The organism is Mycobacterium sp. E1747 (assembly GCF_001667775.1).
Taxonomy (GTDB): domain Bacteria; phylum Actinomycetota; class Actinomycetes; order Mycobacteriales; family Mycobacteriaceae; genus Mycobacterium.
Window position 1 is genome coordinate 40,600 of sequence record NZ_LZJI01000083.1, and the last position, 26,397, is coordinate 66,996.

Consider the following 26,397-nt stretch of genomic DNA (forward strand, 5'->3'; position numbering starts at 1 on the left):
TTCAGAAGGAGCAGTCATGTCGGAACTCATGCGATTGGACGGCCGCGTTGCCATCGTCACAGGCGCCGGTCGCGGCCTGGGACGCGCCCACGCCATCGCGCTGGCCGAACGCGGCGCCCGAGTGGTCGTCAACGACTTCGGGGGCAGCGTCGTCGGCGACGCGCCGTCACCCGGCCCGGCCGCTGACGTCGTCGATGCGATCCGCGCGACGGGAGCGGAGGCCGTAGCGGACACGACCGACGTATCCGAGAGCTCAGGTGGCCAGAAGATCGTGGACACAGCGTTGGACGCCTTCGGCAGGATTGACATCATCGTCGCCAACGCGGGAATACTGTTGCCGCGCAAACCACTTCGCGAGACATCCTTCGACGACTTCGAACGAACCTGGCGCGTACACGCCGGAGGCACCTACGGGTTGTTGCGGGCCGCGTGGCCACACCTGATTGATCAGGGCTACGGACGGGTCATCACGACCACGTCGTGTGCCGGGTTCTACGGAGAGGAGGGATCGCCTGAGTACTCGAGTGCGAAGGGGGCGATCGCCGGATTGACGAGGGCGCTCGCAATCGAGGGCACCAAGCACGGCATTAAGGTCAACAGCGTCGCGCCGGCGGCATTCACTCGCATGGCGGCGGCAGGCGAGTTCGACGACGAGGCCATCGCGACACTCAGGCCACTCCTTCGGCCCGAGTTGGTTTCGCCAACCGTCGTGTGGTTGGCCCACGAGAGCTGCCCGTGTACGGGTGCCTTCTTCGAGACCGGGGCCGGCCGGACGGCACGGATCGTCACCGGTGAACCTGCCGGCCGGTGGTGGTCGGAGCCCACTCCCGAAGCACTACGCGATTCCGCCACGGACCTCGTCGCGGCAGCTGGCGAACTAAAGGTCCACGAGGGCGCGCTGGCATTCATGGATTGGCTGATGACCGACGCCGCCCAGCGCGCGGCGAGCACGGTCGACGTCACTTCGTGAATGCGCGCCCCGCCCTGCCCCGTCAGCCCGAGGATCTGACGCCGGAGTGGCTGACCGCATGCCTGCAGTCGACGCATCCCGGTATCCGCATCACCGACCTGAGCTTCGCAGGCGGTCACGTGTCATGGGCGAGCAAGTACCGCGTCTCGGTGCGATACGACGACGATGATCTGCGAGGCGATCTCCCTGATCAGTTCTGCATCAAGGCGTCACTCGACAACCCCTCTCGACCCGACGCCGACGACACCGAGCCCGGCCCGTTCAGCCGTCTGTGGGTAGCGGAAGGCCATTTCTATCGCGATCTCGCGCCCGAACTCGAGCTGGTCATGCCGAGATCCTGGTACGCCGACACCGACGAACGACGATCGGCTGTGATCGTCATGGAGGATCTCGTTGCGGCGGGGTACAGCTTCGGGCGGTTCGACCGCCCCCTCGGCGCGGACACCGTCGCCGCCGCGCTGGAGCAGGCCGCGGTCCTCCACGCTCAGTGGTGGAACGACGACCGCATGCTCGAGCGACCCTTCCTGACGGACATTCTTGGGCCGATATTCCACGCCCTCGCCGTCCCTGCGAACTGGGACGACGTCATCCAGCGTCCCCGATGCGCCGGCTTGCCCGACTGGCTGCGCGACCGCACGGTGGTCGCGCGAGCAGTCGAGGCGATGGTAGAACACGCGCGGGGCGGTCCGGCCTGTGTCGTTCACGGCGACTTGCACATCGGCAACCTGTACTTCGTGGGCGACACGGTGGGCCTGCTCGACTTCCAGGTCGTCAGCCGGGGACGGCCGGCAGTCGACGTGGCCTACCTGCTGGCCGGAGCGATGTCGACAAGTGACAGGCGTACGCACGAACGGGAACTCCTGGAACACTACCGTCAGGCGCTGACCGCTCGGGTGGACTCGGCACCGTCGCTGGACGAGCTCTGGCTGGACTACCGTCGCCGGCTGATGCACGGGGTCATGAACTACTTCACCCCGGGCGATGCCGACCAGAGCGAGGACTACAAGGCCACGGTGGGCGGGAGATTTGCGGCCGCCGCCGAGGATCTCGGCATGCTCTCGGCGCTCGGTGTCTGAGCAGGAGAGGGGTGCGACACCCCCGAATTCCCACCATCTCACCGGACAAAGACCACCCCGGGCTGGTGGCGATGCCGAAACCGAACCGCGCATACCGTTGCCGTCATGCACAACGCAGTGATGCTCGCCTTCACGGGACCGACAAGTCCTCAAACCGAAAACGCTTACAACGCTTGGTATGACGACAAGCACCTACCCGATGTCGCGAACATTCCGGGGGTGATTCGTGCCAGCCGCTACAAGTTGGTACACGATGTGGAGACTCTCCCCGGTGTCACGGGGCCGCACCAGCGCTACCTGGCCATCTATGAGCTGACCGCCACGACCAAGGAGGAACTCAGCGCATTCTGCGATGGCCTTCGCGCAGCTCTGGCGGACGGACGTGCCGACATCGACGTCACTCTCGACATGGCGGACCTCGGCGCATCGATCGGACTCCCGATCGGCGAGAGCCTACGAGGGGTCTCTGCATGACGATCGCGGACGATCCACTACACCAACCCGGCGGACCGACGACGTATTGGACGACGGTCAATGCCGAGGAGAACCTCGCCGGAGTGGTGACACCACTGAGCAGCAGCTTCTGGATGCGGCCGGTGACGGTCGGCACCCTCGGCGCTTTCTGCGAGCTCGGCGTCCTCCCAGAGTCCGCAGCCCGGCACAACTCCAACAGCGACGAGCGCATCTGCACGGTCATTTACGGTCGGCTGGTCGCCAACGTCGACCTCCTGCGGTCACTCGCCGACCGAACGCCCTTCACGTCCGGCGACGCACTCGAACAGCAGCTGTTCAGCAACGTACGTGCGGGTATCCCAAGCCGAGCATCCAGGCGCCGGTACCCCCTAGTCGCCGTGAAGGCGCCCATCGCAGCCGCAACCGTAGTGCGGGTCATCCGTGGGATGTTCGTCGAGAGCCAGCAGTGGTGGCGCGACTCCATCGACGCCCTCGAGACAGCGACCGCCGACGACGCTCGGCGACGGATGTCGGAAGCGCAGGACCGGATGGCCGGCTACATGCGGCCGCACACCCTGGGCACCTTCCTGACGCAGGCGGCCTTCGAGCAACTCACGAAGCTCTGCGCTCGTGCGGGCTCCCCCGGGTTGGAACTGCGCATCGCGCGCGGCCTTCGCTCATTGGAGGAAGCTGAGATGGTCGCAATGCTGTGGGAAGTCTCTCGCGGCAACCGCGACGTTGCAGAGTTCTTGCGCCGCTATGGTTTTCACGGTCCGAACGAAGCGTCCGCATCGAGCCCGGTGTGGCGTGACGACCCGGATGCCCTGGCCGAGATCCTGCGCTCCTATCGAAGCATGTCCGAGGAACGCTCTCCCCGGGTGAAGGCTCGTGAAGTCGCCGAGGACCGCGTCGCAGCGGTCCAGGAACTCCTGTCGGGGCTCTCCCTCCCCCGGCGGGTGTTCGCCCGTGCGGTGCTGTTCGCCACTAGTGCGTTCTTTCCGTTGCGCGAGACGGGGAAGGCGACCCTGCTGCATGCCATCGACGTGTGTCGCGCCAGTTCCCGCGTCATCGCCGAGGACATGGTTGGCCGCGGTGAACTCGACGACGCCGCGGACATCGCCTATCTGACCGTCGAGGAGATCGTCAACGACCGTAAAGCTGACTGGAAAGCCGTCACCGCCCAGCGACGCGCACAACGCGACGAATACGCGAAGGTCGAACTCCCGCAAACATGGGAGGGCGTCCCGGAAGTTCAGGTTATCTCAGAACTGACTGGCGACCAGGTCACCGAGATCACCGGACTCGGCGCCAGCCACGGCGTCGTGGAAGGTGTCGTCCGTGTCGTACGCGACCCTGCGGAGGCCGACCTCGACGACGGAGAGATCCTCGTCTGCGACACTTCAGATCCATCCTGGTCGGCGCTCTTTCTCGTCGCCGGTGCCGTCGTCGTCGATGTCGGTGGTCCGTTGAGCCACGGCGCGATCGTCGCCCGCGAGCTCGGCATACCCGCGGTGATCAACACACGCAACGCAATTCACGTGCTCAAGGACGGTGACTACGTTCGCGTCGACGGCACGGCCGGGGTCGTCAAGATCCTCAAACGCGCCGCTGACAAGCCCGCATGATCCAGATGAGCGCAATCCCCCTGCAGAGAGGACAAACGATGACCGCCGCGCGCGACCGGATTGTCGCCGAACGCCGACTCACCGCGTTGGTGACTGGAGCGTCGTCAGGGATCGGGGCGGACTTCGCCAGACTGCTCGCCGAAAAGGACCACGACCTCGTTCTCGTGGCGAGACGCACGGGCCCGATGGACGAGCTCGCCGACGAGTTGCGACACCGACATGGCGTCCGCGTTGAGGTGATCGGCGCAGACCTCGCCGATCCCGCAGTGCCAGCCATGCTCGCCGATCAGACAGCCGAACTGGGGCTGGAGGTCGACGTGCTCGTCAACAACGCCGGTCTGATGCTCGACGGTCACATGCTGAAATTCGATTGGCAACAGCACGAGACCGTCAATCGCGTCATGGCTCTCGCGCCCGCCGAACTGATCTATCGATTCCTGCCCGGCATGCTCCGGCGTGGATGGGGGCAGGTGATCAACATCGCGTCGGCGGCGGGCTTCATGCCGGCCACTCCGTTCAATACGTTCTACGGCCCGATCAAGAACTACCTGGTGGTGTTGACTCGCACGCTGGACGCTGAATACGGCGCAGCAGGAGTCACTTTTACAGTGGCGTGTCCCGGACCCGTACGCGACACCGGCATTGTCGACAACACCGATCACGGAGCTGACTGGTCGCGCCTGGGCCCGCTGCTGTGCACGCCGCGCCAGGTGACGAGCGCGGCATATCGCACCGCCGAAGCCGGTCGCACCGTCACCGGCGTCGACCCCGCCAGCCGGTCCATCGCCGCGCTCGGACACCTGCTGCCGGCAGGGCTGTTCGCCCGCGTCATCTCGGCAGCCGTGATGTTCGCCAGTAAAGAGAAACGCGTCAGCTCCGCCGCCGAAGCAGGCGTCGCCACAACCCCATCCACGAACAACGCAAAGAAATAGAGAGGTTACGCAGATGGCACCCAAGACCCGTGAGAACCCGTTCGGGATCGACCCCGCCCGGGACCTGCACCACCAGCCCGCGCCTCGCAACCTGCCGCTGGCCAATGAAAATTGTCTATTCCAGGGCTACGATCCCGAAAACCAGATCCTCTTCTACCACCACATGGGTCTGGTCGCCGACGATACGACGCTGTGGCAAGGTGATTTCTGCCTGGCCCTCGGCGACGGCCGCCTGCTGATGGCCCGGAATTTCGGCCGTTATGAGACCTCGACCGGCATGGGCGATGGAACCTTGATCTTTGAGTGCATGGAGCCTCTGCGGCAGTGGCGAGTGACTTTCGACGGCGTCACCTATCTGACCACCCAGGAGGAGAATCGCAACCGATTCTCAGGGTTCGACCAATACCCGGTTCCCACTAAGTTCGACATCATCTGGGAGGGCTGCTCTCCGATGTTCCAGTCGAAGCGCGCCGAGGACGGAAACCTCACCACCGGCTACGACGTGCGCTACGAGCAAGGCGGCACTTTCCGCGGCTACCTGCGCTACTTCGACAAGGAAATCACCATCGGGGGCCCCGGCTACCGAGATCACAGCGTCGGGCCACGCAACCTCGAACTGTTCACCGGGCACGTCTGGACCGTCGCCACCTGGCCAGAGAGCGGCCGAGTGATCGGCACGCTGAACATGGAGCAGGGCGAAACGGTTCGTTCAGCGACACCGTACGTGGTCATCGATGGAGAGCTTAAGCAGGCCGAGTACGTCAGCGGTCCCTACTGGGGTCCCGGCCGCAACGACTACCACGACAAGACATTCGAAGTCGTGTTCCGCGCCGACGGCAAGGACCACGTCATCGAGGCAGAGACCCTCAATGAGGGTTACTACTGGACCTGCTTCGCTCCCAGCCAATTAACTGCCGGCATGGACCCCAAACGGATGCTTGAGGAGAAGCATTGGGTGACAAAAGAAGTCGCCGTCAAGTACACCTGGGACGGCGAGGTCACCTATGGCCTGCTCGAAATCAGCCGCCGCCTCGGAGACCGCTGATCTTGGCCGGTACGGGAACGCTCGTCGTCATCGGCGCGACCGGATCCACCGGGTCCCGCATCGCCGCGCTCGCTGCGGACGCCGACATTCCCACCGTCGTGGTCGGACGCCGCCGCCAGCCCCTGGATCGGCTCGCCCAGGGCACCGCGCTGCAGGTACGCGTCAGCTCGCTCGAACCACACCAACTCGATCAAGCCTTTGACGATGCGACCGTCGTAGTGAACAGCGTCGGACCGTATACCGCCTTCGGGCGGCCCGTGGCAGAAGCCGCGATCCGGGCCGGCGCTCACTACGTCGACTTCAGCGGCGAGCCTCGATGGGTGTACGAAGTATCCACCGAATTGTCCTGCGCGGCCGCGAAAGTGAACGTGCGGCTGGTGCCGTCCGTCGGCGTCGGCGCCTCAGGCGACCTCGCGGCCGCGCTGGTCGCGGCGAACCTTCCGACGGTCGAATCACTGACGATCGCCTACCGGATCGTCGGCATGAAGCCCTCCGCGGCGACGGCACGATCGATGATCGACATCCTGGCCGGTGGTGCGCCACGGCATCATCCGTCAGGAGCGGTGACGTTCCTGCGTGCGGGTTCGAGGTCGGGACGACTGCCCGGCGGGCGGGGGGTGCAGTTCCCCACGCCCGACCCGATCGCACTCGGCGCCAGGTGGCCGCAGGCGCGCATCGAAAGCTTCACCCAGACAACGGCGCCCATGGTCAGCGGGCCGGTGCTCGCAGCGACGGCATCACTACTGTCCCGAAGCCGGATCGCCAGATTGGCTCGAGCCGGCGTCGACCGTTGGGCCAGCGGCGGTGAACACCACGGCGGCGGAGGACGCGCGACCGCCACCGCGGTGGCCGAGGGCGGCGGCCGCCGCGCGACCGCCCGAGTGCACATCAGCGACGTCTACGACTTCACGGCGCGCGCCGGTTTCAGCGCCGCCCTCGGCCTGCTCGACGGTGCGGGGGCACCCGGCCTCCAGGCCTGGGGTCAGGTCACCAAACCGCCCTTCGTCGAATCCGCCGAGCTGGGTGCTACCGTCGGCCGAATCTCGTCGAATCTCATTCGATAACCGAAATCCGCTGTAGGACTGCCGACGCCCGATGACATCGCCGCCGCCATCAACACCACCTCTGCACAGGCGGCGAAACGAACCGGATCCATGACCGCACAAGGATTTTTGAACAACGGACACCTTATTTTCGAATCAACCCGAAGGGACGTGAGAAGCTGCTCAGGTTGCTCGCCAAGCCCTCCACAATCACCTACTCGAACACACGGAACAGGAATCACCATGAGACGATTCGCACCACACCAACGCAGGTCCGCGGTGAGACTGCTCATAGCGACCAGACTCGGTGCAGGTCTGGTCGCACTGCTGGCGCCACGCGCGCTCCAGGCCCTGTTTGGGACTTCCGGAGCGGCACCGGACGTTTCGACTCGACTGTTCGGTGTGCGCGAGATTGGCTACGCGACGCTACTTGCCCGCGTGCACGGCGGAGCCCGACGCACCGTGCTCGGAGTTGGATTGGCAACTGATCTCGCCGATGCGTGCGTGGGCGCAGCCGGCGTCCGCCGCGAACGGATGTCGGTTCCCGGCTTGGCGATCGCCGTGCCCGCATTAGCCGCCGCACTGCTCGGTGTCGTAGCGCTCTCCCCGGAGACCGAACCTAATGACTGAGTCTGGTAGGCCGTTCTTCGAGGACCTCACGGTCGGAACGGTATTCGACGCCGCGCCGGCCGTGACGCTGACCGCCGGCGGTGCAGCAGCGCATCAGATGATCGTCGGTGATCGCTTACGACTGCCGCTCGATCACACCCTGAGCCGAGCCGTCACCGGTTCGGCATCGGCGATAGCGCATCCGGGATACGTCTGCGACCTCGCCATCGGTCAGTCCACGCTGGCGACGCAGCGGGTGAAGGCCAATTTCTTCTATCGGGGTCTGAGCTTTCACCGCTATCCCGAACTCGGTGACACCTTGCACACCCGGACTGCCCGGGCCGGAGAAGAGCACAGCTGCCGACTTCCGCCGTAGCCGGTCCTCGTTCAGATCACCGCCGTAAGCAGCGAAAACATACTTGACAAGCGCGGTTCACACAGTCAAATTGACTATAGATTCAAAAATGATGACAAGCTGCCGTCGATCTGGAAGTGGTCGTTGGTGGGGTGGCCTCACCGCGCCTTCGGTGGTCGCGGGCGGCGTTCATACGAAGCGGTCACGGCGGCGCCGCTCGCCACGCGTACTGGCGTGCTTTACCGGTGAACTCCGCTTCCCCGCAACTAGAATTACGTCCAACTCACGCCGCGACCCGGCGTGGCAGCTACCGTCCGATGTCCACATCGGACGAGGTCACCTTCGCCTGGGCGCTGACAACAGAGGCGCATGAGCTGTTCACTCCTCGAGAGCGGGCATGGATCTGCATTACGCTGGGCGCGGGCGACTCCACTCGGGTCGTCGAACATCTGCTCAACGCCATCGCGAAGCACGAACTGACCCTCACCGACGATCTCGTGGACTCCGCATTCGATTGGTTCGTCGGGTTTATGGGCACCGATAAGGAACCTCGGCTGAGAGCCCTCGTCAAAAGCTTGCGCTCACCACCCTTGACACCGCCCCAGACGAGCGCCGACTGGCTGCCGCGCGCCCAACGGGTCGTGCGCCGGGTACCCCGAACTAGATGATCGCGTCCCAGATCCCATCACCGCTGCGACCCTCCCGCTGCCGCACCTGGGCCAATTCCTTCAGATCCAGGCGCAAACAAGCCTAAGATCGAATCTATGTTAAAAAAGACCGCCGCGATTGCCGCCCTACCATTGATGGCAGTGGCTGTGGCTGTTGCGCCCGCACACGCCTACCCAGACGACGGCATCGATACTCCCCCGAACTACAACGTCTTCCTGCAGGCGATAGCAGGGGACGGAATCGTCATGGACAAGCACCAAGCGATCCAAGAGGCCCAAGGCGTGTGCAAGCTCATGCAACCACCCAACGATGGATCGCTGTGGGATGCCGGGCAGCATATGTTGTCGATACATCGAGACTGGACGATCTCGTCTGCCTTGAGCTTCGCCGACCGGGCAGTGCAAGACCTCTGCCCGAACAGAGGCGCGTTCTGACCAATGCCCTGCGCGTTCGCTTACGCGCAGGCCGAGCACATCAACTCACGCGTCGTTTCTGCTGTAGCGTGCCTGAACAAATCCTGGCCAAAAACGGCAAGGTGTTTGACGGACTGTGCCGAGTTGGCACAACCTCTTTCGGGCGCCGCTACCGCGACGCTCGCTGACGAATCTTCGGTTCACGGTGGACCTTCCAGCGCGCTTACCGCCACGAGGTCAAAGCCGCGGGCGAGTTGATCCAAGGCGTCATTCATGTGGTCGGGCAAAGAGCGTTGCGGCTGTACCAGCCATGACCTCAAGGCGACTCGGCAGGCACTAATGGCGCAACCAGAGAGCAGCTGAGCATAGGCGTCGTGCGACGGATCGTTACCACGTTCGTCAGCCAATACTCGGGTGAGCACAGCCTCCCACTGGTCCATGATCTCGAGGAAGCGCCGGTAAAGCGCGGGCTCTTCGAAAATCAGCCTGGTGCGGCTGCGTGCAACGTCGGTGCTCCACGATTCCCACCGTCGAGCGTTCTCAATGAAAAGCGCGGTGACCGCCGACCAGACCGACGCCGACTCTGCCCTGTGCAGAGTGGTCAGGGGCGCCAGGATGTCGGGGAGGTCGAAAAAAACCACGTCCTCTTTGGCTGGGAATTGCCGGTGAAACGTCCGCGGTGAGTAGTCCGCCGCCTCAGCAATATCCTCGACGGTGGTTGCATCGAAACCCTTTGCGTCGAATTGCCGTATCGCGATCTCAGCCAGGTCGCGCCGAGATCGTCCGTACCGGCGCTTCTCGGTCACGACATTCTGGCGGTGGCGTGGCGGCCGGCGATCCAGCCGAACGCGCCCGCGCACGAGATGCCGCCCGCGTACACCTCGCGGAAGACCCCGCCCGCGACCGGCGGAACCGCATAAAGGCCCGGGACGGGTTGGCTCCCGGCGTCCAGAACTTGAGCGTGCTCATTGATCCGCACCCCGCCGTAACACATATAGATTGCGGGACGAAGAGGCCACGCGTAGAACGGCGGTTTCTCCAACAGCGCCGGCGCGTTCATCGTCCCGGCCGAGGTCATCGCTGCTGTGCGGGGAACTTCCATTTGAGCGGCCGTGCCGTTGCGGACCGCTTCGTTGTATCCCGCGATCGTGCGCAAAAGATTAGCCTTATGCACTCGATTAGGCGTCAGGCCAGCCAACTGATCAGCAAGATCTTCGATAGTCATTGCAGTGAGCAGGATACCGCCGGCACGTTCCATCGTGCGGAATTGCTCCCGCGGGGTACGTCCAGTGAACAAGTTGGGTTGGTTCGCCCAGGGCTCCCAGACCGTCGCATCACAAAGCATCACAGCGGTCGCGCGACGCTGTTTGATCACAGCCTGCGGGACGCGGTAATAGGTTTCGGCCTCGTCGATAAACCGCCGTCCGTCCAGGTTCACCAGAATCGACCCCGGCGGCTCGAAAACAATGCAGTGATCGGACAATTCGTATTTCCCATCGAGGGTATACGGCCGGCGCTCGTACTCTGCCGGGTCCTCGGCAGGATTCCTCGCCGGGAACGCGCTCATCCAAACCGCGGAGAAAGTGCTCATTGATCCGCCTAACGAGCCGCCCGCGGTCTCTGCCATACGCATGCCGTCACCGGTCTGGTATGGGCAGCCCAAAATCGTTGCGAGGTCGGCATCGGGGCCGAGATAGCGCACCCGCATCTCTGGGTTGTTCTGGAAACCGCCGCATGCGAGCACGACCGCGTCAGCGCGACAGCGGACCCGTCCTTCCGGCCCCGTCGCGGCAACCCCGATCACTGTGCCGGCCTCGTCGGTGAGCACTTCGGTGACCCGCGTACCAAGGATGACGCGGCCACCGCACTCTTCGAGAATGCGCTCCAGGCTGTCGAAGTACTCGCGGCAATACGCCGAAAAGGGCGGTCCAGTCACGTCGCGGCCCATGTGCAGGTCGTACTTGCCATCTGGCAGGTACGGACTTTTCGTGACCGCCGCACCGATTTCTTGAAGCCACGGCGAGTATTGCGTGAACGCCTCGAAGAAGACCCGCCCAAGCTGCCGGTCATGCAAGTCCTGGGTTAGAGCTCGGTACTCGTCGTAGGTACGGACTCCCCAGATGTGCAGGCCGCCGCCTGACCACGATGAACCACCGCCAGTGGCACCGCTAACCTCGAGCACCAAGACATCGGCGCCGTTCTTGGCGGCTGCCACGGCCGCGCTCATCCCGCCGTTGCCCGAGCCGACGACGATAAGGTCGGCTTCGTGATCCCAAGTCATGTAGTCCTCCGAAAGTCAGGCGGTGTAGCCGCCGTCGACGAGCAATGCGGTGGCTCCGTGCCCGGCGAGGCTGTCGGCGATCGCCTTGCCTATGCCACGGCCGGCCCCAGTCACGACAGCCACCATGCCTTGTAACTCCTGCGTCACCCGTGACCTCCTAGCCGAGAATGTCAGAGACTGCCATTCTTGGCCGGACGTTAGTTTCTTGTTGCTCGAAAGTCAACGACCGATAGAGCCCCCCGATTACGTGCTTGGGTTGGCCGCATCACCTCTTTCGCTTTGCTCCCGTAGCCGTCGGGCCGACGAGGCGGTCATCCACTTCGCCGCCGCTGACGTCTGCCCAGCCGGCTGTGCCGATCTCGAAGTGCCGCGATGGCATTCGCCTACCGCGAACACCATGTCACTACGTGTTGTCGCGATTAGTGCGCTACCATGCTAAAAATGGCACGTCAAACGCGCGACACCACGGCACTGCGCGCGCGCCGCAAAGCCTCGCTCGAGGCCGACCTGCTATCCGCCGTGGAGTCGCTCCACGGCGACGGGCTGGCGTTCGGAGACATGAGCGTCGAGCGGTTGATCACCACCGCCGGTGTCACGCGCTCCACCTTCTACTCCTACTTCGTCGATAAGGACGCACTGCTGGGTGATCTTGCGCGCTCGGTTCTCGACGATCTGTTGCAGCCATGGCTGTCCCTTCCACCGGATGGTTCCAAAGCGGACCTTCGCCTCGCTATCGACGAGATCTTCGCCAAGTACCGGACTCATCGTGTGGTGATGCTGGCGATCGACGAACCCCTCCCGGGCGGAAGCGCGGAGCGGGAGTTCGTTGGCCTGATGGGGCGATCTGCCGATGTGCTCACCCGCTTCATCCGAGAAGGTCAGGCGAGCGGGAGGATCGACAAGAGTCTCAGCAGCGCAACCACGGCCGCCCTGTTGATGTGGATGAGTGAACGCGGATTGGCCAAGATGGTCGCCGACGCGCACCACGACGAACTCGAAAGGCTCGCCGAGGCTCTCACCGAGATCTTCTGGCGCACCCTGAGAGGAGCTGAACCCGCGTGAGATCGGGCCGGACCGACGTCGGCGATGACCGCCGCGAATACGGCCGACGTAGCAGCAGGCGCAACGCGACTCGAAACGAGCTGCTCCTCGCGATGCAGGCATTGCTGGATTCGGGCGAGTCGTTCAATCAGATCTCCGTCGAGCGCTTGACGACAAAGGCTGGCATGTCGCGGACGCGGTTCTACATGTACTTCGAGGACCTGGGTGACCTGCTGTATTCGGTTTACTCGAACCACGTCGCGCACGGCAAGGAACTGCTGTCGAGTTGGTGGCACAACAACGGCGCCATCGAGCGCGATGAGATGCGACGTGCGCTTGGCGAACTGGTGCGATATCGAGCGCGGAACATACGATTCTCCAGGGCAATGCACGCCTGTGCGGTGACCGATCCGAACGCGCGTCGCTCGGTTGACGCCCTCCGTCGTCAATCGATCGAGGAACTGCACAACGTCATCGCAGCTGCGCAGACGCGCGGCTCAGTAGACCCCACCCTCGATGCACTGGCGGTGTCGGGTTGGTTGGGATGGTTGCTGGAGCGAGGTGTAGATCAGCTCGTCCAGGACGCCAGTCCGGCGCAGTTGAGAAAAGTGGCGGACAGCTTGACGGCGATCGTGTGGAACACGCTGTACGGCGTCAGTGCGTAGGCGTAACCAACTCCTCGCGTATCCGTTGCAGCTGACCAGGTGTCACGCCGTGAGCCGTCAAGTACTCCGCGACGCTACCCGCTGTATTCACCACATGCGTCAGCGCGTGGGTCATCGCCTCGGCAGGGCTGCCCAGGAGCACAGCGATTTGTTGCGCCGGCACCCCAGCCTCTGCGGCGCGCTTGAGTCCCCGTGTCCGTGCCTCACCGACGAAATTCACCGCGGTGAGGGCGTATTCGCTCGCCACGGCATCAATCGGAACGTTCAACGCCGCCAACAACAAGCCGATCACTAGTCCCGTGCGGTCCTTGCCTCCGGTGCAGTGCACCAAAGCTGGAAGCGCATTCGGCTGTGCGAGAACGGAAATGGCCGCGGCAAGATCCGACCCGGCGGCGTCGAGAATCGCGGCGTACAGATCGTCGATACCATGGAAGTTCCCGTAGTCGAATCTGTCCCGAAATACCTGTATTCGTGTCACCTTCACAAGGTCACCGAGGTCGGGCCCCGGCCGTTTGCATTCCGCCGGCTCACGCAGATCGATCACGGTGCGCAGGTTCAGTCGTCTCAACGCGTCGGCACCCGACTCAGTCACCGCGTCGATGGCGTCTCCGCGGTACAGGAGGTGGGACCGAATGGTCCCACCTCCTGCCACTGGCAGATCTCCGACATCACGCAGGTTGAAGGTTCCCTCGATGTCGAGGCGCGCCGGCCGCCGAACTATTGAACATTCGTTGCGACGGGGCTCGTCAGCCGGCAACTCCAGCCTCCGCCGGTTCTTCCTCGACGCTTCGCGCAGCGTCCTCAAGCACGACTGAACCTGTATTGCCGTCAACCGTGATGATCGCACCGTCTTCGATGAGCTTCATGGCATCGGGCAAATACACTGCTGGGAAACCGATTTCGCGTGCAAGGCAGGACGCGTGTGAGAGCATGCCACCAGTCTCCACCACCACCGCCTTGATGACGGTGAACACGGGATTCCACCCTGGGTCCGTCGAATGCGTCACCAAGATCTCGCCCTGGTTGACCCTGCCCATTTCGCTGTGGGAACGCACCACGCGTGCGACGCCGGTGTAGGTGCCGGGGCTCGTCGCTGTGCCCGACAACACGCCCTCCTCGCCTTCCCCGCGGGGATGATCCAGATCAACCGCACGATTGCGAACCAGATACTTCGGCGGGTCGTTTTCCTTATTTAGCGCGGCGTCGATATGCCGGCGCCGCGCGGCGATTTTCACCTTCAACAACTCCGGGTGCTCTTCGAGTCCGCGGAAGTACTGGTAGAGCTCGAGTTCGGACAAGCAGTTGTGATCACGGGGGTCATCGGTCATGCCCCGTTCGTGCAACCTGCGGCCGATTTCGTCGAAACCGCGCTTCCACGCATACATCATCATGTCGGTCGGACGGCAGCGCTCGTTGTCGCGGATGATGAGGTATTCGTGGCACAACGGGAGTACAGCCTTGAGCAGTTCGACCTTGAGGCCACCGTTCGGCTTGGCTCCGACGTTGGCCAGCACGTCCGCGAAGGTCTCGTTCCGCTGCTGCGCGAGTCGCCGTTCGCCGGCTTCCGGATCGTGGTCTGCATCCGCGTTGAGCAACATCCTGAACGCGCGGTAGTCGATCGACGGATCGTCCGCCCTGCGCGGATGTAGGAAGTCGCGATCCGCTTGACCGCGAAAGCCCCACTTCTCGATCCACTCGTCGTAACGCTGCAAGAAGTGCTGCCCCTCCAAGAAGGTGTGTAGGTGATCGAAGAATGCCTGATTCTCATGTTCTTCAATCGCCTGCGACAGCGCCGGCGACCGCCTAATCATGGAGACCAGTTCGAGTAGATCTGAGTTCTCACGTTGGGTGTCCGTGCGGCGGGTGGCGCCGGCAACGAGTGTGGCGAACACCGACATGGGTTCGCCGCCGTCGTACCAGTTCGTCAGCATCCACGCCAGCCCGGCCATGGCCATGCGCAGGGTGAAGAAGTACGGGAGGAAGATCGCCTCGCCCCACTCTCCTTCGAGAGCGGTCAGGCGCTCGCAGTAGGCGATCAGGTCCTCGTCGTTGAGCGCCTGGAGTTCTGTTTTGGACAGACCTTCATAGTCGGTACGGGCGCGCCATGCTTCGAACGTGCGCGGGAACTGACCGGGAGTGGTATCGGGATCCAGAGTGTGCCAACGGATTACGGCCCTGGCGAATTGTCCCCAGTCGAATGGTGCGTTGAGCACATCCTCGTGCATTGTGGGCGGAATGAAGTCGAGGAACATGTGTCGTAGTGGCGGTGGAACGAGGCGTTCGATCGGCAACCGCTCGGTGTCGACGTTGAAGTACCACTGCCCCTTCCAGTACTTGAAGGCGCGCATTTCGGCGAGGTCTTGAAAGCCGAAGATCTCCCACATACGTCGCATGTGTCGGTTCGAGAACTGTGGTGTGCGACAGGCGTATTGGAGCGCACCGGGCGATCCGGTCATGATCGCGTCCGCGTAGGCCCGAGTCCACACGGTGTCCTGCGCGACGGGTTGCAGGTGACCGAGGTCGACCTCGGCATCCCAAGTGAAGTCGACACCGGTGATGGGCCGAGACTGCAGGAGGTACAGCTTGTCGTCCTCGATCGCCCACTCGATGTCTTGTGGGTAGGCGCCGTAGTACTCCTGTACGGACTGTCCCAGACGAGCGAGCTCGATGACCTGGCGTGAGCTGAGGCTCAGTTGTTTCTGCCTGTCCGATGGCACCTCCTGCTCCACCACGCCTCGCCCGCTCGTCTCGTCGCGCACGATCTGCAGTTCCTTCGAACCGACCTGCTCTTCGAGAACGGTGAATTGGGGTACCTGCACTACGAACTGGTCTGGGGTGATGATGCCCTGCACCAGTGCCTCACCGAGTCCCCACGTCGCGTTGATGACGGTCTCGTCGGTGGCCGTGGTCAGCGGATTACCGGTGAACATGACACCGGAGACGTCGGAGGTCACCATCTTCTGGACGACCACCGCGATCGCCACCGCGGCGTGATCGAAGTCGTTGTGCTTACGGTAGCCGACGGCTCGGGCGGTCCACAGCGACGCCCAACAGCGGCGGACGGCGTCGATGACCTCGTCCGCGCCGAGCACGTCAAGGTAGGTGTCGTGCTGCCCCGCGAATGAAGCATCCGCCAAGTCCTCAGCTGTACCCGAAGACCGCACCGCGACAAAGGCATTGTCGCCCAACGCTTTATAAGCGTCCCGGATCTCTATCGACAGGTCGTCTGGCATCGGAGCGGCCAAGATGAGGTCTCGAATCTCCGCGGTCTGGGCCTCCAACGCGCTGGGGTCGTCGTAGGTCAGTGCGTCGATGAGACCGGACAGCCGGTCAGAGAGACCATCGGTGGCGATAAAGTTCCGATACGCATCCGAGGCAACGCTGAAGCCTGGCGGCACTGGAAATCCCGCCTGGAACAGCCGGCTCAAGTTGACGCCCTTGCCGCCCGTCTGTTCCTGCGTCAGCGCCGCATGATCGGCGAAGTGGAGGATGTTGTTCATAGGTTTGCCTTTCTGGCGTACTGCGAAATCTGTCGTGTTGATGTGGCCTACAGACCGCGTACTCCGCTACTTGAGGCTGTGGTCAATGGCCGCATCCTGCGCGCGCCGGTCGGCGAGCGCCGAGGCGCGCCCGGTTTCTTTCTTGAAGACGCGCAGCATCGTCTGCGCTGCGTTTCGCCCTGGAATGCCGCTGATGCCCGCCACGGGATGGGTGCCGGAACCGGTAAGGAAGAGGCCGGGCACGGGGGTGGAGTAGCTTGCGAACCCGGGAGCCGGCTTTCGCGGCCCGAAGCGTGTGATAACGGGATCGACGTGATAGACACTGCCGTCGATGGCGTGAAATCGCTTCTCGATGTCGGGGAGTACCAACGTGCGAGCGCCGATCTGCAGGCTTTCTACGCCGACGTAGAATTTGTCGACGTGCTTTATCGCGGCATCTTGCAGCTGGCTCCGAACCGTGTCCCAGTCGGCAGCGGGGTCGGCCGGAGTGAGACCGCTCCACATCCAGAAGGTGTCGTGGCCCTTGGGTGCGAGTTCGGGCGCCATGGACGTGGTGACCTGGCCGAGACCGCAGACATGCAGCGGAATTTCACCCCTGCGGCATGCCCGCTCTGCGGCCAGCACTTCCTGCCAGGTGTTGAACGAGTTGGCACCGAGCCGAAGGTCGATGCCATCTCCTCGCCACTTCTCGTGGCGCGACGTGTCGAGGCGCCCCTTGACCGCAACGTCCATCTTGAAATCGGCGATCCCCCGGACGCGCGTGGGAATGTGTTCGGCGCGCTTCTCCAGTTTCCACGGCAGTGTGCCGTGCGGCAGGAGCCTGGTAAGTGTCGTCTTCGGGCTACACGCGGTCAGCACTCCACGACGGGCAAAGATCTCCTCACCATCGCTCAGCCGAACACCGGTCACCCGGCCGTCGTCGACGATGAGTTCGGTGACCTCGGCTGAACAGCGCACGCTGCCGCGGTGATCGGTGAGGCAGTCGATGAGCGAGCGCGGAAAGTTGCCAGTGCCACCTTCGAACATCGCGGTGCCGTACTTGCTCATAATGCCCAGGTAGATCATGCCCCACCCGCCACCATCGGTTGCGAACGGCGTAAAAGGCAGGTTGATCGCCATCTGCGCCTTGATGATGTCGGATTCGAAGGCGTCGTCGAGGGTCTCGCTGAAGGATCCTCCCGCCCAGCGTCCGATCGCCGCCAGCCGTCGGTGATTGACCGCAGCGGCCTTGAGCATCTTCAAGACTGGACCGAAGCTCGGCCGAACTGGGTTGGTCATCATGAAGGGCAGACCGATCTCGACTGCAGCACGAATCGTTTCGAACATCTCAAGGTATTCCGCGGCGTCACGACGCGAGAAGTACTTGAGTTCTTCTGCGGTCTTGCGCGGATCGCGATGCAGGGCCAACGAGGTGCCGTCCTCCTGCATGTGGACGTGCGCTGGGTCGATGATCCGCATGCGCAGCCCGTATTTGCTTTCGAGCCCCAACTCGCGCGATATCGGCGTGGTTCGGAACAGCGAGGGCTGTATCGACGCGTCGTTCGTGTAGTGCCCGGGTGCCTCGGGCATCGGGTTGGTGGCCGTCATCCCGCCCGGCGTGCTGTGGGCCTCAAGAACCAGGACATCGAGCCCTGCCTTGGCGAGGTAGCACGCCGCGACAAGTCCGTTGTGGCCGGAGCCGACGACGATCACGTCGGCAGTACGGGTGTTGTTCATATCACTCCTTTGTGGTTGCCTCGACGTTATATCAGACAGGGTGTCACCACAATACGTTTCATAAAATCTTCAGCGCGTCCCCGCCCCCCGCAGCTTTTCTGCTTTGCCCGCGGCGATGCCGACTCGTAACGCGATCGAGGGATCGTCGGCGCCAGGCGTGTATCTCGCAATGCCGAAACGCGCTATTGGCAACGCTTTCTAGCGAAGCGACGCAGTAGGTGCGGTCACGTTCCTCGTGTACAGCTGCCCTCAGGGGAGGAGTTCGACAGCGCCGATCTGCGAGATCGCGGTCGTCGAACGTCGGACCATCTCGTCGAGCAGAAGGCGACCTCGGGGACCGGACGCCTCCCATCGCGTGGAAGCGAGGACCGGGTAGACCAAGCCAAACATCGCGGAAATTCGATACTGACGCCATGCCTGATCGAAGCCATACGATGTGATGCCGCGACGAGCGATGCCGTCGACATAGCGCTGCACCAGTACCGCGTCGTTGCCGCACCGAACGTCACTGCGCACACTGGAGGTGATGAGGTAAGCCACGTCGAGCAGTCCGCACGCACGCGTGGCCGCCTGGAAGTCGATCAGGTAGGGGTCGGATCCGTCGAGCGGCAGGAACAGATTATCCGAGCGCAGTTCACCGTGGATGATTGTGCGCGGCGTTCCTAGCGCTTCGGCGAGGTAGTGGATCAAAGTGGAGAAGTGGTTGCACAATTCGTGGACTTCGGGTGCGATCTCGTCGTACAGTCGTGCGGCGACCTGCGGCCAAGCCAGGTCGAACACCTCGCCGAACATCGCATGATGGGCGCGGGTGTCGAGTGCGTCGATACGTGGTAGCCCAGCACCAGCGACGTCGAGATTGTCGTTCTCCCAGGCCCAGCAGTGAAACTCAGCAAGGGCGTCGATGATCGTTTCCGCTTGGGCCATGCTCAAGCCGCTGAGTTGATCCGCCGCCTCCAGGGGTGCGAGATCTTCGATGATCAGCACGAAGTCGTGTGAGTCCGGATCGTGCGCCACGAAGCGTGCTCGGGGGGTGCGAACGGTCGCCCCCCTCCCCACCACATCACGGTAAAACGCGACCTCCCGGTCATATGCGTGAAACCCGTCGAGGATCTGGCGTGCCGGATTGTCGGCACCGACAGGCAACTTGACAATCACCGTGGACGAGAAATCCTCCGTTGTCGAATCGCCCGTGAGGTGCAACCGGAACAACTGTGCGGCGAAGGCCGAGTCCTCGGCCAGGCGATCCACCCGCATGACCTCAACCGGTCGACCCAGCACGGTCGACAACCACTCCGCCGTGAGTTCGTCGATGTGGCGTGGCACGTTCATCGGCGCCGCCACCTGTCGAGCAATGCCGCATTCTGTTGCGGCGCACTGCCATAGGTCACAATCTCGTCTGCCCCAGCCGCCTTGAACTCCTCCAGCTTTGCGACGCAGTCGGCCAATGCACCCGTGGCACAGGTCGAGGAGATCCAGTCCTCCGGTATCAAGTCGACGGCATCCATCAATTCCCTGCGGTGGAAGACTTCGTCGGCAGAGGGCATACCGCGGAACCTGTCGTGGTTCTGCAGGGCGAGCGCGGGCTCGAGGCTCCAATTGTTCGCAATCACAGTCGCGCGAGCCCAGTGATCGATCTGCATGTACGTGACAGCGCGCGCGTGACACAACTGCCGCGTTTCAAGATCGTCGAGTTCGGGTGCTGTGATGACGCTTTGAGCGATACGCACGGTGGCGGGATCGCGTCCGATGGCTTCACAGGCCTCGGTGACATTGGCCTTGGCACGGGCCGTCGCCTCCGGGGTGAGCAACGGGCACAGCAGAATTCCATCGAATGCCGCTGCGACTGCGGTCGCCGCCTTCTTTCCGCCGAAGCTACCGTAGAACACCGGTGGCGGATCGCCCTCGTAGACGTCGCCGAACGCCATTGCGTTGAAAGTGCCTGCGGGCCCGGCATAATCGACGCGCTCACCAGCCCACAGACGCCGCAAGATGTCCACGTAGTCGACCAATGCGACATACGCCGGCGACTCGGCCATCCCGAGTGCGATCCTGTTGTACTCGGCGTCTCCACGTCCCAGCCCGAGAACGAACCGGTTGCCATAGCAGGCTTGCATGGTGGCCGCGGTCGCCGCCATCAATTTCGGGTGCCGGTCGGTTGGACGGACGACTCCCGTGGCGATCTCGAGTCGTGTCGTTTTCGCCGCCATACCGCTCAGCAGGGTGGCCGCTTCCTTGATGTTAAAGCGCTCGGACAACCAGACCCGACGGTATCCGATGCTCTCCGCCGCCACCGCGTCGTCCAGCCCCATGGCTGGCGTGCGCACCTCGGTTACGTTCGCAACGCCGTCGGGCAGGGTCGATCGAAGCCGGCCTCCCAATACGAATGCGCTCATGTCGTCGAGGACATCGACGAGATGGCCCGTCATTTGCCTGCCGTCGCATGTAGTGTCCCGCATACCTCGGCCCATCGGCCGAATGGCGGGTCGGTCAGTCCGTCGAGAACCAGTGGCATGAAGTCGATCAGACCGACGTAGGTCGCGCCCGCGTCAACGAACTCTTGTGCGATGGAGGCGATTTGCGCCGGCGACCCACCGTAAGCCGCCTTCCGCACCATGTCGGGCGGTACTGCGTCTACTATCTTCCTGACTTCATCGGCGGACTGTTTGAACGGCAGCCAGCGACGGGCGTAATGCCAGTCATCGGGCATCACCGGTTCGATACCGTCTCGGCGCCAGTCGCTTTGGTTGAACCGGCCGAGGATCGCGGCCAGGTACTTCATACACGGATTCTCATACGACGCTTCCAGAACATCCCGGTCCTCGTGGATCTGACAGCCCAGCCACAGCCCGAACCCGAATGCATCGGGGTCCCTGCCCGCTGCCTCCACCTTGTTCCGAACGTCGGTCACCATGCGCGCCCAGTCGTCAGGAGTCACGAAGGTGTTGGGCGCCGCCGCCTCCAGGCCGTCGGCGTAGCGGGCGGCGATCGAAATCAGTTTCGGGCCACCGCCTAACGCCCAGTACTCGGGACGTACGGCTGGCCGCGTCTCACCAAGGTAAGCGTGGTCCAACCGCCAGTGATTGCCCTCGAAGGAGAACGGTTCGTCGCGTTCCCACAGCAGATGGTAGAGCCGGAACAAGTCCTCCAATCTGCCCAGGCCCTGCCCTGATGGATATCCGAGGGGACGGATCTGACGCGACTCCCCGGCACCCATCACGTACACGACTTGCCCCTGCCGTTGCGCCGCGCTGCCCAGGCTCATCAACGAACGCACCATCTCGCCGGGGCGCGTACGCACGGCGTCCGCCGTCAACCGAATGCCGGCGTCCGGATTGGCGGCAAGGGCGAATGCGGCCTCGATGAACGGATCGTGCGTGGAGTTGTTGTCGCGAACACTGGCCATCGGCGCGTTCTCGGGCACCCACAGGCTGCGATGAAACCAACCCGAGATCTCATCGAAGAACCACAGGTAGTCAAATTCGGGTTTGGCTCCTAGGGTTTTGGCGAGTTCACCAACCTGAGCCAGTGGGGTGGCGCGGTGGTTGTCAATCGGTATGCCCGTGGTCATCGGCGATTGCATTCTTGCTCCTCAACGGTGAGATGCGCGTTAATTCAGACAGTGCGAACGAACACATTGTCTTGTTTAACAGACAGCTACCGACCCCGTGCGGTTTTCGGTATCACGTTGGTAAGGGCCGATTGAAGACAACGGACAACCACCGGGACGCGGTGCTGGATTGCGACGTCACGACGATGCTGATGCGCTGCGACAACGACGTAGCGCGCCAGCTGTGGATGGCGCTACGGGGGCCGGATCGGACCATGCACCCAACCGTGTCGTGGGCGCATCAAGTGGCAGGCCACCCCGTCAGTGGCGATTGCCGATGAAGTACTGCGAGTCTCCGGTCGGCGGTGTTGCGCCGGTGACCTCGGCCAGCAGTCGAGTCGCGGGATTGTTGAACTCCATCCCAGCATCGGGCGGCAGAGCGCCGCCGGCGATCAGCATCCTTGCTCCGCGGATCATGGCAACTGACAGACGCAGATACGCAAATACTTCGTAGAAATGCAGGTATTTGACGTCGAAACCGGTCAGGTCTTCATACCGGCTCACCGTTTCCTGCCGCGTCGGAAACCCTTGGGGAAGAGGTATTCCGATGGCGTCGCTGAACAGACGCAGTGTTGCGAACCACCAGCCGAGATCCAATTCTGGACTCCCCAGGCATACCATCTCCCAGTCGATTAATCCAGAGACTGATAGGTCGTCGGCAAAGACCACATTGGCGATGCGCGCATCACCCCAGCTGATGACTCGCGGCTCGGCTTTGGTGGGACGGTTCGCCTTCACCCAGTCGAAACCTGCTTCCACGAAGGGGTTCGGCACTCCGTCGCTGGCCCAGGCGAAGGCCTTCTGCCAGTGCTCGATGTGAGCGCCCAGTGGATCGCCATCCGGTGAGCCGTACCGGCCGATGTCGTCGAGTCCCACGGCCGCAGGATCGACTCGGTGGACCGACGCCATCGCGGCGAGCGCGTTGTCGAGCGCGAGCCGCTTCTGCTCCGGGGGAAGGTCATACATCCATCCCGTCGCCGTAAACGGCGGGTCGTCGGCGGGTGTCCGACCGGCGAGCCGTTCCATAATGAAGAACGGCGCACCGAGCAAAGACGAGTCGTCTTCGTAGCAGAGGACCTCTGGCGCGGGTACGCCAGCCCGGTCGCGCAGGGTACCGATCACATGGGCCTCGAGGTCGAGGTCGTAACTGAAGAACAGCCCGGGCCCCGCCGGCGCCACACGAGCGACGAGTCCACGCTGCAGTCTCTTCCCGGCAACATGCCACGCCGCGTCGAAAAGAACTGTCTCCGCCGACATTCCGCTCGTTGTCGACAAACGCACATCGGTGATTTCGACGCCGTCGACCCCCGGAAGGTGCGCTGTCAGCGCTTGTTGAAATGCCCTGCGCGCGACGTCAGCATCGACACTGTTGATGACTGCCATGTCTGGGCCCCTAGACGCCGACCGTTGCGACCGAGGTGCGGTGGCCCTGGCGGCGGTTCATTTCCTTCTGATAGAAGTGATCGAACCACTGCTCCTGGTACGTGTTGTCACACTCCCTGCCGTCACTGGACACCCAATGCGACGTACCTATTCGGATGGCGCAGTTCGGCCACGCAAAGCCATTGGTCATCGACGTCGTCTCGCCGTGGAAGGTGAACATGCGTCCGTCCACCAACTCGATGTCGACTTGCTGGCGGGCGACCGAGTACAGGTCCGGGTGCATCTCGTGGGCGGTGCGCACCACCCTGGCAACATCGACGGATTCACCGTCGACGATCATCCATGCGAAATAGTGTGAGGGCGCGTCCGGATCGACGTCGTACAACCCCGACCAGTTCGGGTTCGTCGACGGCGAGACGTAGCCTGCGGTATTCAGGATCAGATCGGGGCCAAAGTACATGGGTGTCCAGCCGACGGGAGGCAGGGTGGGCAACGCATGGCGGCGCCGCATCTGTTCAGTACGCACCTGACCCCACGAGCGATCGCGAGGGTTGTAGCAATCGACCCGGTAACTCGTTCCGTGGAGCACCAATTCACCGGTCATGTGCATCATCTGTTCGCTGCCACCGGGCCGCATCGCAGGGTTGGTCTCGACATCCTCCCCGGGGATGATGTGCCCTCGAGCTATCAACGGTGTAACGGCTTCGCCGCGAAGGTCGAACCGTGTTTGTTCGTCGGCGCTGACGTAGGTCAACCGCACCACCCGACCGAGTTCCAAAAACTCGATCTTCAATCCGTTTTCCGTCGTGAGTGAATTGCCCTCGACTACCGGCCAGGCCATCGTCATGCCGTAGTCCATGTATTCCATGTCGAGGGGGTCGATTGCCTGGTCGCCGCGGAAAATCAGCACACCGCCTTGGTTGCAGCCGAAGGCGGGTCGATTGAGCGAGTAGATGTAGGCGCCGATGCGCTCCTCGGGGATGTGGATCCCGTGGTAGTGGGTGGAGACCATAGCGGTATCCCATGTCTCGCCGGGAGAAGGGCGGGGTAGCCACATATCCGACTCCGGGGGCTGGACAGCGAAATTCGTCAACTTAGCTCCTTTTCCGACTGCTTAGCGATTGAATCCGCCAATGCTGTGCTCGATCCCCGGCCGCCACGCGTGTCCTCGTCCTCGATTCGTTCGGTCACGGTGCTCGCCGCGCTCTGGTCGGACATGCCGCCGAACGCCGGGGTCATCTCGAGCACGAATGCCTTCTGGCCGGGGTCAGCCACCTAGGCGGCCGCTTTCTGTCCGTGTCTCGCGCCCGCGACAATCACATTTCACTGTCGGCCGCCGTTCCAAATTTGCTTTCGCGCATGGTCTTTCACCCCAACTGGCTGCAGAGCGGGTGCAGTCTGCAGTACGCCCAAAAACGGGCTGATGTGATGTCTACCATGTTTCGTACATGCTGTCTAGCAGAGTTGTAGGACGGCCTTTCTGGCCTGGAGAAGGAAAGCGGCAGTGGTTCGAAACAGAGTGACGGGAGTGCACAGTGCCTGCCGTCGTCGGTTCGGTTCCGTTGCGGCCAAATATGATCGGAAGCTGCGCGCACACCTTGACGCCGCGCAGGTGGACGCCATGCTCTCCACAGGTGAGCATCGCCGCCGCATAGCATCACAGCTGAGTCGACGGCGTCCCGGTGCGCTCGATGGCTCGCTCATCTCCCGGAGGACGGCACGCGGATCATTGTCGGTCCTGCCCCGAAGGCGCAGTGGCCGAACTCATCTCGCTATGAACCGACACGTAACCCCACCCATGCGTGACCGCACGCAGCTAGCGATTACCGACGTAATACGCGGAGTCACCGCTGGGGACGGAGACTCCGATGATGTCTGCCAGCACTCTGGTTCCGGGATTGTTGACCGCCATCTGAGTATCAGGGGGCAGCAGGCCGGCGGCGATCATCAGCGACGCTCCCCGGGCGACGATGCAACAGAATCGCACGCCGTTGAGCACTTCCCAGAACTGCGCATCCTGCAGCGGCCGACCGGTGATGGCTTCGAACCGGGCTGCTACTTCATGATCTGGCGGGAAGCCCGGCGGCAACTCAAGACCCATTCCGTCGGAGTAGTGACGCATGGCGAACCGCCACCAGCCGAGGTCGTACTCGGGCACCGCGATCGTCGCGGCTTCCCAGTCAAGCACGGCGACTACGGACAGGTCGTCGTTGTACATCAGGTTGCCCAAGCGCCCGTCGCCCCAGCAGAGACACGCCTGAGCCGTCTGTGTGGGCTGGTTGGCCCGAAGCCACGCCATGCCGGCGTCGATGACCGGATTGGGGGTATCGCCGCAAGCCCAGTGCGCCATCGATTCGACATGGCCCACGTGCTGGGCGACCAACGTGTCACCGAGATCCGGACGCTCGAACGCGCTCCGTATCTCCAGATCGTCAATGTCGATCTCGTGCACGCCGGCCATCGCCCGAAGGCTGTTCTCGTACAGGATCGATTGTTGTTCGGCCGTCAGATCGAGGACCCAGCCCTCGGCGGTGAACGGCGGATCATCGCGCGGCACTTGACCATTGACGTGTTCCATGATGAGAAATTGCCCACCGAGCACCGAGGTATCAGCCTCTGACCACAACACCTCGGGAACGGGCACCGATGAGTCCTGCGCGACTGCGCGCAATACCCGGGCCTCGCGCAAGATGTCGTAGTCCATGTAGATTCCTGGTCCGCTGGGCGCCACCTTGGCGACAAGCGCCCGCGAGACCCGGCCGGCGTCTGTTGTCCATTCGGCATCGAACATCAAGGTTTCCGCCGACATCCCGCTCTCTTTGGGCACCCGAAGATTCGTGATGGCCGGCCTCGCACCCGCCGGAAGTTGATTCGTTAGCCATTCCGTGAGCTTGCCGGACGCGGTAGCGGGGTCGAGAGTGCTTATGAGCGCCATGGCTCGACCTTACGAATGGTGCGTACTCGGTGTCAATCGTTTCCTCACCGGGCGGTTCGGCGCACGTATCGACCGCCGG

25 protein-coding genes and 1 pseudogene are annotated in these 26,397 nt (G+C 63.2%); 13 read left to right on the plus strand and 13 right to left on the minus strand.

The window, feature by feature from the left end; all coding sequences use genetic code 11:
• Window positions 1-16 precede the first annotated feature (16 nt).
• From A5695_RS08720 to A5695_RS08765, 11 genes and pseudogenes are all read left to right on the plus strand, one after another.
• Complete coding sequence (locus tag A5695_RS08720) at window positions 17-970, plus strand: SDR family NAD(P)-dependent oxidoreductase (protein ID WP_068080012.1); 954 nt, start codon at window positions 17-19, stop codon at window positions 968-970.
• Window positions 967-2,046, plus strand: a complete 1,080-nt coding sequence (locus A5695_RS08725) for an oxidoreductase family protein (protein WP_068080014.1) — start codon at window positions 967-969, stop codon at window positions 2,044-2,046. Before A5695_RS08720 ends, A5695_RS08725 begins: the two co-directional genes overlap by 4 nt.
• A gap of 105 nt (window positions 2,047-2,151) precedes the next feature.
• Entirely contained in the window at window positions 2,152-2,520 is a 369-nt protein-coding gene (locus A5695_RS08730; RefSeq protein WP_068080016.1) for a DUF4286 family protein, read from the plus strand.
• A complete protein-coding gene (locus A5695_RS08735; RefSeq protein WP_068080018.1) occupies window positions 2,517-4,124 on the plus strand; it encodes a PEP-utilizing enzyme in 1,608 nt (535 codons plus the stop codon). The genes A5695_RS08730 and A5695_RS08735 overlap by 4 nt, the downstream gene beginning before the upstream one ends.
• 38 nt (window positions 4,125-4,162) lie before the next feature.
• Window positions 4,163-5,056, plus strand: a complete 894-nt coding sequence (locus A5695_RS08740; protein ID WP_068080107.1) for an SDR family oxidoreductase — start codon at window positions 4,163-4,165, stop codon at window positions 5,054-5,056.
• 13 nt (window positions 5,057-5,069) lie between these two features.
• Entirely contained in the window at window positions 5,070-6,101 is a 1,032-nt protein-coding gene (locus A5695_RS08745) for a hypothetical protein (RefSeq protein ID WP_068080020.1), read from the plus strand.
• 2 nt (window positions 6,102-6,103) lie between these two features.
• Complete coding sequence (locus tag A5695_RS08750) at window positions 6,104-7,165, plus strand: saccharopine dehydrogenase NADP-binding domain-containing protein (protein ID WP_068080022.1); 1,062 nt, start codon at window positions 6,104-6,106, stop codon at window positions 7,163-7,165.
• A 381-nt stretch (window positions 7,166-7,546) separates the two neighbouring features.
• On the plus strand, window positions 7,547-7,774 hold the full coding sequence (locus A5695_RS28365; protein WP_156749531.1) for a hypothetical protein: 228 nt from the start codon (window positions 7,547-7,549) through the stop codon (window positions 7,772-7,774).
• Window positions 7,767-8,123, plus strand: a pseudogene (locus A5695_RS08755) (acyl dehydratase); the annotation flags it as partial. The gene A5695_RS28365 and the pseudogene A5695_RS08755, both read left to right, overlap by 8 nt.
• 302 nt (window positions 8,124-8,425) lie before the next feature.
• A complete protein-coding gene (locus A5695_RS08760) occupies window positions 8,426-8,776 on the plus strand; it encodes a hypothetical protein (protein ID WP_068080026.1) in 351 nt (116 codons plus the stop codon).
• Between the two features lie 96 nt (window positions 8,777-8,872).
• Complete coding sequence (locus A5695_RS08765; RefSeq protein WP_068080028.1) at window positions 8,873-9,211, plus strand: DUF732 domain-containing protein; 339 nt, start codon at window positions 8,873-8,875, stop codon at window positions 9,209-9,211.
• A gap of 179 nt (window positions 9,212-9,390) precedes the next feature.
• Here the strand turns inward: A5695_RS08765 and A5695_RS08770 are convergent, their stop codons facing one another.
• The 3 genes from A5695_RS08770 to A5695_RS30020 are packed head-to-tail and all read right to left on the minus strand — an operon-like array spanning window position 9,391 to window position 11,618.
• Window positions 9,391-9,996, minus strand: a complete 606-nt coding sequence (locus tag A5695_RS08770) for a TetR family transcriptional regulator (RefSeq protein WP_068080030.1) — start codon at window positions 9,994-9,996, stop codon at window positions 9,391-9,393.
• Window positions 9,993-11,471: an FAD-dependent oxidoreductase gene (locus tag A5695_RS08775; RefSeq protein ID WP_068080032.1), complete on the minus strand. Its 1,479-nt coding sequence runs from the start codon at window positions 11,469-11,471 to the stop codon at window positions 9,993-9,995. Before A5695_RS08775 ends, A5695_RS08770 begins: the two co-directional genes overlap by 4 nt.
• A gap of 15 nt (window positions 11,472-11,486) precedes the next feature.
• Complete coding sequence (locus tag A5695_RS30020) at window positions 11,487-11,618, minus strand: SDR family NAD(P)-dependent oxidoreductase (RefSeq protein WP_255398655.1); 132 nt, start codon at window positions 11,616-11,618, stop codon at window positions 11,487-11,489.
• A 294-nt stretch (window positions 11,619-11,912) separates the two neighbouring features.
• Here A5695_RS30020 and A5695_RS08780 point away from each other — a divergent pair, with 294 nt between their 5' ends.
• Together A5695_RS08780 and A5695_RS08785 are read left to right on the plus strand one after the other, a co-directional pair.
• On the plus strand, window positions 11,913-12,533 hold the full coding sequence (locus tag A5695_RS08780; RefSeq protein ID WP_068080034.1) for a TetR/AcrR family transcriptional regulator: 621 nt from the start codon (window positions 11,913-11,915) through the stop codon (window positions 12,531-12,533).
• A gap of 92 nt (window positions 12,534-12,625) precedes the next feature.
• Entirely contained in the window at window positions 12,626-13,177 is a 552-nt protein-coding gene (locus A5695_RS08785) for a TetR/AcrR family transcriptional regulator (protein WP_156749532.1), read from the plus strand.
• On the opposite strand, the gene A5695_RS27415 is transcribed toward A5695_RS08785, so the two are convergent.
• The 10 genes from A5695_RS27415 to A5695_RS08840 all read right to left on the minus strand — a co-directional run bounded on the left by A5695_RS27415 (window position 13,167) and on the right by A5695_RS08840 (window position 26,192).
• Window positions 13,167-13,934 (minus strand): tyrosine-protein phosphatase, encoded by a 768-nt coding sequence (locus tag A5695_RS27415; protein ID WP_197515406.1) that lies wholly within the window; start codon window positions 13,932-13,934, stop codon window positions 13,167-13,169. The two genes, A5695_RS08785 and A5695_RS27415, sit on opposite strands and share 11 nt — an antisense overlap.
• Entirely contained in the window at window positions 13,924-16,677 is a 2,754-nt protein-coding gene (locus tag A5695_RS08800) for a PEP/pyruvate-binding domain-containing protein (RefSeq protein WP_068080041.1), read from the minus strand. The genes A5695_RS27415 and A5695_RS08800 overlap by 11 nt, the downstream gene beginning before the upstream one ends.
• Window positions 16,678-16,743: 66 nt before the next feature.
• Window positions 16,744-18,393, minus strand: a complete 1,650-nt coding sequence (locus A5695_RS08805) for an NAD(P)/FAD-dependent oxidoreductase (protein WP_068080043.1) — start codon at window positions 18,391-18,393, stop codon at window positions 16,744-16,746.
• Window positions 18,394-18,642: 249 nt separating this feature from the next.
• Window positions 18,643-19,734, minus strand: coding sequence for a phosphotransferase (locus A5695_RS08810; RefSeq protein ID WP_068080045.1), 1,092 nt, complete (start codon window positions 19,732-19,734; stop codon window positions 18,643-18,645).
• On the minus strand, window positions 19,719-20,819 hold the full coding sequence (locus tag A5695_RS08815; RefSeq protein ID WP_082945929.1) for a TIGR03857 family LLM class F420-dependent oxidoreductase: 1,101 nt from the start codon (window positions 20,817-20,819) through the stop codon (window positions 19,719-19,721). The genes A5695_RS08810 and A5695_RS08815 overlap by 16 nt, the downstream gene beginning before the upstream one ends.
• Window positions 20,816-21,973 (minus strand): LLM class flavin-dependent oxidoreductase, encoded by a 1,158-nt coding sequence (locus A5695_RS08820; protein ID WP_068080048.1) that lies wholly within the window; start codon window positions 21,971-21,973, stop codon window positions 20,816-20,818. Before A5695_RS08820 ends, A5695_RS08815 begins: the two co-directional genes overlap by 4 nt.
• 288 nt (window positions 21,974-22,261) lie before the next feature.
• Complete coding sequence (locus tag A5695_RS08825; RefSeq protein ID WP_068080050.1) at window positions 22,262-23,383, minus strand: phosphotransferase family protein; 1,122 nt, start codon at window positions 23,381-23,383, stop codon at window positions 22,262-22,264.
• 10 nt (window positions 23,384-23,393) lie between these two features.
• Window positions 23,394-24,395, minus strand: a complete 1,002-nt coding sequence (locus A5695_RS08830; RefSeq protein WP_082945930.1) for a hypothetical protein — start codon at window positions 24,393-24,395, stop codon at window positions 23,394-23,396.
• Between the two features lie 77 nt (window positions 24,396-24,472).
• Entirely contained in the window at window positions 24,473-24,658 is a 186-nt protein-coding gene (locus tag A5695_RS08835) for a hypothetical protein (protein ID WP_068080054.1), read from the minus strand.
• 541 nt (window positions 24,659-25,199) lie between these two features.
• Window positions 25,200-26,192 carry a phosphotransferase family protein gene (locus tag A5695_RS08840; protein WP_197515407.1) on the minus strand — a complete coding sequence of 331 codons (993 nt, stop codon included), beginning with the start codon at window positions 26,190-26,192 and terminating at the stop codon, window positions 25,200-25,202.
• Window positions 26,193-26,397 lie beyond the last annotated feature (205 nt).

What these genes read in the sequence shown, in the direction of transcription:
- A5695_RS08740 (WP_068080107.1), top strand. Translation starts at nt 4,163, where the DNA reads ATGACCGCCGCGCGCGACCGGATTGTCGCCGAACGCCGACTCACCGCG.
- A5695_RS08825 (WP_068080050.1), bottom strand. Translation starts at nt 23,383, where the DNA reads ATGGCAGTCATCAACAGTGTCGATGCTGACGTCGCGCGCAGGGCATTT.
- A5695_RS08840 (WP_197515407.1), bottom strand. Translation starts at nt 26,192, where the DNA reads ATGTCGGCGGAAACCTTGATGTTCGATGCCGAATGGACAACAGACGCC.
- A5695_RS08780 (WP_068080034.1), top strand. Translation starts at nt 11,913, where the DNA reads ATGGCACGTCAAACGCGCGACACCACGGCACTGCGCGCGCGCCGCAAA.
- A5695_RS08815 (WP_082945929.1), bottom strand. Translation starts at nt 20,819, where the DNA reads ATGACGGGCCATCTCGTCGATGTCCTCGACGACATGAGCGCATTCGTA.
- A5695_RS08800 (WP_068080041.1), bottom strand. Translation starts at nt 16,677, where the DNA reads ATGAACAACATCCTCCACTTCGCCGATCATGCGGCGCTGACGCAGGAA.
- A5695_RS08775 (WP_068080032.1), bottom strand. Translation starts at nt 11,471, where the DNA reads ATGACTTGGGATCACGAAGCCGACCTTATCGTCGTCGGCTCGGGCAAC.
- A5695_RS08720 (WP_068080012.1), top strand. Translation starts at nt 17, where the DNA reads ATGTCGGAACTCATGCGATTGGACGGCCGCGTTGCCATCGTCACAGGC.
- A5695_RS08805 (WP_068080043.1), bottom strand. Translation starts at nt 18,393, where the DNA reads ATGAACAACACCCGTACTGCCGACGTGATCGTCGTCGGCTCCGGCCAC.
- A5695_RS08820 (WP_068080048.1), bottom strand. Translation starts at nt 21,973, where the DNA reads ATGCAATCGCCGATGACCACGGGCATACCGATTGACAACCACCGCGCC.
- A5695_RS08765 (WP_068080028.1), top strand. Translation starts at nt 8,873, where the DNA reads ATGTTAAAAAAGACCGCCGCGATTGCCGCCCTACCATTGATGGCAGTG.
- A5695_RS08745 (WP_068080020.1), top strand. Translation starts at nt 5,070, where the DNA reads ATGGCACCCAAGACCCGTGAGAACCCGTTCGGGATCGACCCCGCCCGG.
- A5695_RS08730 (WP_068080016.1), top strand. Translation starts at nt 2,152, where the DNA reads ATGCACAACGCAGTGATGCTCGCCTTCACGGGACCGACAAGTCCTCAA.
- A5695_RS08785 (WP_156749532.1), top strand. Translation starts at nt 12,626, where the DNA reads ATGCAGGCATTGCTGGATTCGGGCGAGTCGTTCAATCAGATCTCCGTC.
- A5695_RS08760 (WP_068080026.1), top strand. Translation starts at nt 8,426, where the DNA reads ATGTCCACATCGGACGAGGTCACCTTCGCCTGGGCGCTGACAACAGAG.
- A5695_RS08735 (WP_068080018.1), top strand. Translation starts at nt 2,517, where the DNA reads ATGACGATCGCGGACGATCCACTACACCAACCCGGCGGACCGACGACG.
- A5695_RS08830 (WP_082945930.1), bottom strand. Translation starts at nt 24,395, where the DNA reads ATGGTCTCCACCCACTACCACGGGATCCACATCCCCGAGGAGCGCATC.